The 1388-nt window shown below is 66.8% G+C and carries 2 protein-coding genes and 1 pseudogene; 1 reads left to right on the top strand and 2 read right to left on the bottom strand.

From position 1 onward, the window contains the following. The gene (locus ACWELQ_RS45740) at positions 1 to 138 is read left to right on the top strand and encodes an AraC family transcriptional regulator (RefSeq protein ID WP_452403199.1); all 138 of its coding nucleotides are present in this window, start codon (positions 1 to 3) and stop codon (positions 136 to 138) included. Here the strand turns inward: ACWELQ_RS45740 and ACWELQ_RS45735 are convergent, their stop codons facing one another. Together ACWELQ_RS45735 and ACWELQ_RS45730 are read right to left on the bottom strand one after the other, a co-directional pair. Then, positions 139 to 936: a family 1 encapsulin nanocompartment shell protein gene (locus ACWELQ_RS45735; RefSeq protein ID WP_452403198.1), complete on the bottom strand. Its 798-nt coding sequence runs from the start codon at positions 934 to 936 to the stop codon at positions 139 to 141. Positions 937 to 950: 14 nt separating this feature from the next. Then, positions 951 to 1388, bottom strand: a pseudogene (locus tag ACWELQ_RS45730) (Dyp-type peroxidase); the annotation flags it as partial.

Raw genomic sequence — 1388 nt, 5'->3', positions numbered from 1 at the left:
CTGGAGACGACCGACAACACCCTGGAGCGGGTGGCGACCCTGTGCGGTTTCAACACCACCGACACGCTCACGCGCGCCTTCCGGCGCGGCCTGGACACCACGCCGACGGAGTATCGAAACCGCTTCCGGATCAACTGATCACGCCTCGAGCGCGACCGCGGCCTCGGCCGTGTACACCAGGAAGGTCAGCGACTCCTGGAAGTACAGCTGCACGGTCTCCGCATCGTGCGACAGGTAGCCGATGGACAGGTCCTGACCCAGCTGCAGATCGAAATCCCCACCGCGCGTCGACAACACGAATGCGCCGTCGATGGCGGGCGCCCAGATGATCTCACCGTCGATCAACCGCTCCAGGTGGGTGCGGATCGGGTGGCCGTGATCGGAGGTCTCGCTGACCGCCGTGTACAGATCCGCCGACAGCAGCACCGAATACGGCCCGTCCACACCGGCCAGCCGCAGCTTGCTCAACGCCTGCGCCACCGCCTCCGGAACCAGCCGCGGATCCCCGGGCAGCTTCACCGGCTCGCACGAGGTGGTGAGCCGGATGCCATTGATCCCGGCCGCCGGATAGCCCTCGAAAATGGCCCGGTCCTCGGCGAACGCGATCTTCTTGGCGGCCGCCTTCACCGGATCCAGATCGGCGTCGTGCGACCCGCGCTCGATATTGTCGAGCTCCTCGCGCGAGAGGCTGAACGGCACCCGCAGCTCCACCAGTGGCAGCACCACGCGCTGGCGGGCCTGCACGCCCTCGCCCGGCGAGCTGATGGTGGTGGTGCGACCCACACCCACCGCGGAGTAGTCGGTGCCGTGCGGGCCGGAAAGATCGACGACACGGCGACCGGCGATGTGCCGCTTGAAGGTTCGCGTCGCCTCCTCCTCGATCGCCGTCCAGGCCTCGGAGGTCAAGGGCGCGAGTTCGCGGTGCAGGTTGTTCATGCGTCAGCTCCGTTCTAGCGATTCCGTAGCGTGCCTATGCCGAGGGATCCATTCCCGGACACAACGCCGTTGGCGCCCGGGGATTCCCGGACCGCGACGGCCGCCGGAGCCGGGGCGTCCGGCAGCGCGTCGAAGAACCCCGCGGGCGGGGTGAAGAAGGAGGTGCCGGTGATCGCGGTGGAGAAATCCAGGATGCGGTCGTAGGCGGCCTCGGTGCTGCCCAGGAACATTCGGGTCAGCATGGTCTCGATGACGGCCGGATCGTCGGCGTAAGCGATGTAGTAGGTGCCGAATTCGCCGTCCTGGACCGAGCCGAACGGCATATTGGCGCGCACGATATTGCCGCTGACGTCCTGATCGTTCACGGCCACATGGGAATTAGCGGGCTGCTCGTCCTCCGGGAGCTCGTAGTCGTCGAGTTTGGTTCGTCCGATGACCTTTTCCTGCTCGGT

Source organism: Nocardia sp. NPDC004722, from assembly GCF_053601505.1.
Note: the sequence above shows the minus strand (reverse complement) of the source record. Positions and strands in the feature narration are given on the sequence as shown.

Coding starts and splice junctions, on each gene's coding strand:
- ACWELQ_RS45735 (WP_452403198.1), bottom strand. CDS start 936: ATGAACAACCTGCACCGCGAACTCGCGCCCTTGACCTCCGAGGCCTGG.